The organism is Desulfovibrio sp. (genome assembly GCF_018379785.1).
In the GTDB taxonomy this organism is placed as follows: Bacteria; Desulfobacterota; Desulfovibrionia; order Desulfovibrionales; family Desulfovibrionaceae; genus Desulfovibrio.
On record NZ_JAGZUV010000109.1, the window covers coordinates 1 to 5479 of the forward strand.

At 55.7% G+C, this 5479-nt stretch carries 10 protein-coding genes, 1 tRNA gene and 1 other RNA gene; all 12 read right to left on the minus strand.

All coding sequences use genetic code 11. From position 1 onward, the window contains the following. A partial coding sequence (locus tag KH208_RS15015; RefSeq protein WP_291437649.1) for an ATPase, T2SS/T4P/T4SS family occupies nucleotides 1–714 on the minus strand: 714 nt, incomplete at its 3' end. After that, entirely contained in the window at nucleotides 711–1901 is a 1191-nt protein-coding gene (locus KH208_RS15020; RefSeq protein ID WP_291437650.1) for a hypothetical protein, read from the minus strand. The genes KH208_RS15020 and KH208_RS15015, both read right to left, overlap by 4 nt. Nucleotides 1902–2075: 174 nt before the next feature. Further along, complete coding sequence (locus KH208_RS15025) at nucleotides 2076–2339, minus strand: hypothetical protein (RefSeq protein ID WP_291437652.1); 264 nt, start codon at nucleotides 2337–2339, stop codon at nucleotides 2076–2078. An 11-nt stretch (nucleotides 2340–2350) separates the two neighbouring features. Continuing rightward, nucleotides 2351–2791, minus strand: coding sequence for a single-stranded DNA-binding protein (locus KH208_RS15030; protein ID WP_291437653.1), 441 nt, complete (start codon nucleotides 2789–2791; stop codon nucleotides 2351–2353). A gap of 35 nt (nucleotides 2792–2826) precedes the next feature. Next, entirely contained in the window at nucleotides 2827–3057 is a 231-nt protein-coding gene (locus KH208_RS15035) for a hypothetical protein (RefSeq protein WP_291437654.1), read from the minus strand. Nucleotides 3058–3072: 15 nt separating this feature from the next. Continuing rightward, nucleotides 3073–3137: hammerhead ribozyme type II (locus KH208_RS15040), an RNA gene on the minus strand. Nucleotides 3138–3365: 228 nt separating this feature from the next. Beyond that, nucleotides 3366–3617 (minus strand): hypothetical protein, encoded by a 252-nt coding sequence (locus KH208_RS15045; protein WP_291437655.1) that lies wholly within the window; start codon nucleotides 3615–3617, stop codon nucleotides 3366–3368. A 27-nt stretch (nucleotides 3618–3644) separates the two neighbouring features. Continuing rightward, nucleotides 3645–3782 (minus strand): hypothetical protein, encoded by a 138-nt coding sequence (locus KH208_RS15050; protein WP_291437656.1) that lies wholly within the window; start codon nucleotides 3780–3782, stop codon nucleotides 3645–3647. After that, on the minus strand, nucleotides 3779–4075 hold the full coding sequence (locus KH208_RS15055) for a helix-turn-helix domain-containing protein (RefSeq protein ID WP_291437658.1): 297 nt from the start codon (nucleotides 4073–4075) through the stop codon (nucleotides 3779–3781). The genes KH208_RS15050 and KH208_RS15055 overlap by 4 nt, the downstream gene beginning before the upstream one ends. Continuing rightward, on the minus strand, nucleotides 4056–4730 hold the full coding sequence (locus tag KH208_RS15060) for a helix-turn-helix domain-containing protein (protein ID WP_291437660.1): 675 nt from the start codon (nucleotides 4728–4730) through the stop codon (nucleotides 4056–4058). The genes KH208_RS15055 and KH208_RS15060 overlap by 20 nt, the downstream gene beginning before the upstream one ends. A gap of 2 nt (nucleotides 4731–4732) precedes the next feature. Further along, nucleotides 4733–5128, minus strand: coding sequence for a hypothetical protein (locus tag KH208_RS15065; RefSeq protein ID WP_291437661.1), 396 nt, complete (start codon nucleotides 5126–5128; stop codon nucleotides 4733–4735). A 74-nt stretch (nucleotides 5129–5202) separates the two neighbouring features. Then, nucleotides 5203–5296: transfer RNA gene (locus KH208_RS15070), tRNA-Sec, on the minus strand. Nucleotides 5297–5479: the final 183 nt, after the last annotated feature.

Genomic DNA, 5479 nt, shown 5'->3' on the forward strand with positions numbered 1-5479 from the left:
CATGAGATCCAGCGCATAGGCGTTGCGCACTTCGCCCACGCAGATTCTGTCCGGGCGCATGCGCAGGCTGAGCATCAGCAGGCGCGACATGGGAGTGGTGTCCGTGGTGTGAAAAAACAGGGCATTTTCTCCATTGCACTGGATTTCCTGGGTATCCTCGAAAATAAAAATCCGTTCCTTGTGGTTCTGACGCACGATTTCTCCGATCAGGGCATTGGTCAGCGTCGTCTTGCCCGAAGACGTGCCCCCGATGACGATGATGTTCTTGTGTTCGCTTATGGCGCGGCACAGCACATCTTTTTGCTGTTCCGTCATGGTTCTGGAAGCCACATAATCAGCCATTGAGAACACCTTGCTTGCCCTTCGCCGCAGACAGAATGTCGGGGCGCTGACCACCGGCGGCAGGGCCGCCGAAAACCTGGAACCGTCCAGGGGAAATTCCGCGTTATCCAAAATCGGGTTGTCCGGAGTGATTGTCTGGTTCAGCGTCGAAGCCACCACCCGGATCATGGCTTCAGCCTTGTGTCTGTCCATCGTGCCGATGGTTTTCATCTCTTCGCCCAGGCGTTCCTGCCACAACCGTCCGTCTGGATTGAGCATGACCTCAATGGTCAGTTCGTGCCCCAGGGCTTCCAGCAGGAGCTGTCCCGCATGTCGGCGCAACGCCTCCAGATTACGCTGCCATTGCGCGCCATCCGGAGAGAGAAGGCTCATGCAAAGGCTTCCTGTTTGATCCAATCTCCCAGGGAAAGTCTGGGCAACACATTGTCGCGCGCGTACTCGCGGGCGCGGGCTACCACGTCTTTGAGGCCGAAGCCGCGCAGTCTGGCCATCAACAGGCCGGACCGAATGCTGTTCCGACTGGCCGTAGGCCACAGGGCATGCAGTTCCGTGACGGCCAGGCCGTAGTCCTTTTGGAAAATTTTACCTTCCGGCGTTTCCAGCGCTGCCGGCGGGGTGAAGGCCGCGATCCGTGGGATGGGCTGCTGATCCGGAGTAGGAGAGGGCGTACCGGAAGGCGGCGTGGATTGAACGCCAGAGGAAGAAGCCCCCGGAGCGCCGGCTTCATCTTCCCAGCGCCGGCCACGGAGCCAGTTCACGAGATACGGCACAAAGCGCCCATGCTCCTTGATCCAGCCCGTGGAAGCCCGGAAGTGATCCAGGGCCGCCAGCAGGTGATCCAGGGCCGGAAGCGCGCCGCGCCGCCAGAGCTGATGCCATACGGCACGGGCAGGTTCTCTGGCCTCCTTGCGCGGATAGGCCGCAAAGAATCGCTCAAACAGGGTATTGGCCGTCTGGAAGCCGGAGGCCTTGCCCGGCTTTTTCCCTCTGGAGAAAGAATCCCCCCACCCACCGGCTTGCGGGTTAGGGACGGTCGTTGTGCTTGGGAATGGCTTGCGAGCGGAGGGTGTTGACTCGCGTTTTTCCGGCAGATGGGGGGAAAGGGGGGTATTAATACTCTTATCACTCTTATATATGGGCGAAGAATTTTCGCCTCCCATGCGAAGCTTTTTCGCATGGCCTGACGAAAATTCTTCGCCCTGGTCGTTACCGTCATCATCGTCATCCGTGGCGGATCTCTCTTGGGCGATGAAGAAGAGAACCCGCTGGCTGAGAAGCAAACGGTAGACGTTGCGGCCGTCCTCCTGCTGTTCGATGCTGATATACTTGAGGGCGGCGAGCGCGCGGAGATAATGCTGGATGGAGCGCACGGAACATTTGCAGACCCTGGCCAGAGCGAATTGCGAGGACCGGCACAGGCCTCCTTTGTAGGCCTTGCGGAACAACAGCAGATAGAGCAGGGCTGGCCCGGCTGAAACGGCATTGTCACGGCAGATGAATTCGCCGAAAAATTTGTCGGATACCCGCAGAAAGTATGCGGAAGGATTCAGGGTTTCCATGCTTCACCGCCCTCTTTTTGTGGCGGGAAAAAGGCAAAGAAGTAGCCCCCCAGGCTTGACGCCTGGATCTCTTGCGGGTATTGTCTCTCCAGCAGGTTATGCTTTTGAGACCCCGCGAGGGGCGGCCGTGCATGGTATTCCAGTACTATGCACGGTTTTCTTTTGGCTTATTCCCTAATTCATATGTTCCGTTGCCTCAGCGCGTTGCAATGCCATACGGGTCGCGGCACGAAGAGATTCAGCAGCTTCCCCGTGGCGTTTACTCATCCACGTTTTACGCGACTCATTGCCATAACAATGAACGCCTGCTCCATTGCGGCAGTACAGATAAAGGTTGAAAGACCAGGGGAAAGGAACTTCCTCTTTGTACCAAAATGCGGACATGGCTTTTTCCAAGCGGTTATGTCCGTCAGGCAGTCGCCATACGTCCCTGCTCATCCGGCGCCCTCCTAATCCCGCATGTCGTTGATGCCCATGCCCGGCACCGGCTCTTCCAGGCCGGAATCGTCGGCCATGAGATCCGAGGGCGGCGTCGGCACCGCATCGGCGTCCTGGCCGTCAGCGTGGCGATGGTCCAGGAACTTGATCCGCTGGCAACTCACCTCAGTGACGTGGCGCTCGACTTTTTCCTGGTCGATCCATTTGCGGGTTTTGAGAGCGCCCTCCACATAGACAAGGCTGCCCTTGCCGATGTATGCGGCGCAGTTTTCCGCCGATCTTCCGAACACGACCACCGAATGCCAGTCCGTGATTTCGACCCGGACGCCATCAGGATTTTTATAGGAACCGTCCGTGGCGATCCGGAGCTTGGTAACAGGCGTTCCTTTGGTGGTGTAGCGCAGCTCCACCTCATGCCCCAGCCGACCGACCAGTGTAACGCGGTTAATCATGCCTTGCCTCTTTTGGGATTGACGCCAGAAAGAAATCAGGCCGACGCCGCCAGGGCCGTCACCGGATACTGTGTGGCCAGGGCCTGCTGCATCTGGGGAGAGAGCAGGTGCTTGAACTTCTGTGCCACGCGAATAGCGGCGCGCTCATGCGCCTTGTCCATCTCCTCATCCAGGATCTGAAATACGTATTGCTTTACCGCAGGATCCTTGGATTCATAAATATCGTCCAAAAGCAGTTCATTCATGTCTTCCTGATGCCTCTTCATATTGTCCTCCTTAGGTCTTGGCTGCTCATCAGGCCGGAGCCACCACGCTCCGGCGACCGCCCAGGCAGGCGGTTTCGCTACAGAAATTCCATGAAAGCCCGTATGAATGATCTAATCCGATTGCGGCGCGATATGCCCGCCCTTAATAGGCCCGTACTGCGCTTCCATTTTTTCAAGTATTTCTCTGGCGCAGTCTGCCCATGCATCAGCGGAAACAAACCAGTTTGTTTTCATCTTTTCTGCCAACTCGCCGCTTTTATGTTGTGTTATGACCATCTCACTAAAAGTTTTCAGGGCCTTCTGTATCTTCAGGCATTACAGGCAAGTACACGGATACCCGAGTTGTCAACGGAAACGATAAGGGGGCTGCCGCTGGCGCTCTGTCTGTCCAGTCTGACGCGATAGCTCCAGTGCCCTCCAGGCATACAGGACAGCAGCTTGAATTCGGCGTCCAGGCAGGTGCCATCTTCCCATACAGGGTTCTTGGCGCGTGGATTAAGGGCCTGTACGCGGGTGCCGGGATAGGCGACAGGCATCGGGATCGTGCTTTCTTCAGGCATTGATGTTCTCCTGTTCACGAATGATCTTTACAGTTCAGACGGCAGCGCCTCTTCCATGAAAGCGCCCAGAGCGTCCGCCAGATCAGGATCAAGCGACACGGCAAAGCCTTCCTGAGCTTGGGCAAAGGCAGCCGTGGCCATAGCGTTCATCATTTCCTTGTTCATTGTTCCCTCCTATCCGCCCGATGGGGTGAATAAATTTTCATTCCATATAAAGAAGCCATCTTATCCGTAGAAATAATAAAGTGCCGTTCCCCTTCTCCTGTGCGGACCCATTGCGGGCTCACGTTGAACCGTTCCAGCAGCGCCAACAGAATTTCAGATCTGACCTCCCCACGGCGGCGACTGTCGGAAATAAGCGCCTGGGGGATGCCAATCCCTTGGGCCAGTTCCGCTTGCCCGGTATAGCCGGTGACTTTTTTGATTCGGGCGTAGGCATCAGGAAAGACGATTTCCATTGCTGTTCTCCTTGGTATTCTCCGCTTCACGAATGGCCTTTCTCAGCTTATCAGCCCATTCCTGGGCGCACTTTTGAGGGCCTTCACCTTTCCCAGGCCAGGGACGGGGGAAATTTCTTGTCCAAAAAGGTATTTTCACTTCGAGGATTTCGGCCAGGCAGTTGAGGAAGTAGTCGGTATCGCCGATCCAGCATTCTATGAAGAAGGCCCGCTTCTTCACTTCCGGAAATTCATTGAACAGGAATTGGATCAGCTCCCGGTTCTCGTCGATCTGCTTCCAGATGCCCCGTCCACAATCAAAATTGGTACAGAGCAGCTTAATACAGGCCAGCTTCTGCTCGTCTGAAAGCGCAGTTTGCGGAGGAGCCGGGGACTGCCCTTCTTCCGCAGGGAAAAGCCCTCTTCCTGCCATCAGCGCGATCTGTATCGAAGAAGCGCAAAAGTACGGCCTGCCTTTTCCCGTGCGGACCCAATGCGGGTTCAATCCCTCCTTTTCCAGCAGCGCCAGCAAAATTTCCGGAGTAAATTCACCACGGCGGCGACTATCGGAAATGAGCGTCGGGGAGATGCTGAGCCTTCGGGCCAAATCCTCTATTCCATCGCAGCCCGTGGCCTTCAGTATCCGGGCGTAGGCATCAAAAAGTGGGCCTTCCATTATTATGCCCCTGAGCTCAAGGCCGCGACAAGCGCATCATCAGGGCGTTGGCTGATTTTTCCCAAAAGCCACAAAAGCGTATCCTTGACTCCATCCTGATAGCTCATGCCGAAGTATGGGCTTTCTCCAGACTGATCCACAGTGTGAACCCAGACTTTCAGATGAGCGATGTCTTCGCTGGCACGGAGCCCATCCCCGGAGGAATAATTCTGGATACATATGAGCAAGTCCATAACCCCTTGCTCATATGTATCCATACTGTTTTTTGTATGAGATTCTGTGGTTAGAAGCGCCTGGTTGAGTTCGGGAGAGATAACTCCCCGGCGTCTGTAATCGGAAAGGAATGTCTGGCGGAGGCCAAGTCTGTCAGCTAACTGCGAATCAAAGGAACTGGCCATAAAAAAACCCCTTGAAGCTTTGAGCCTCAAGGGGTTCTATATTTCAGCTACCTGAAACACCTGGGTTCGGAAATTGGCGGGGACGCATAGGAGTCGAACCTACCGCAGACCGTAAAGCCTGCCACCGGTTTTGAAGACCGGGCGCCACACCGGTGACGACACGTCCCCCCGCCGTAGGTCTGCGGACCATAAGCGAAAAGCGTCCGCTCCGCAAGGGCCGTTGCCGGGAGAGGGGTGAAAACCTCGCCCGGGGCGAGACATCAACTTTTTCAATGACAGATAACTTCATATATGCTATCTTCTTTGTAGAAGGAGGAAAGCAATATGAAATGCCGAAAATGTGGTTCCGAA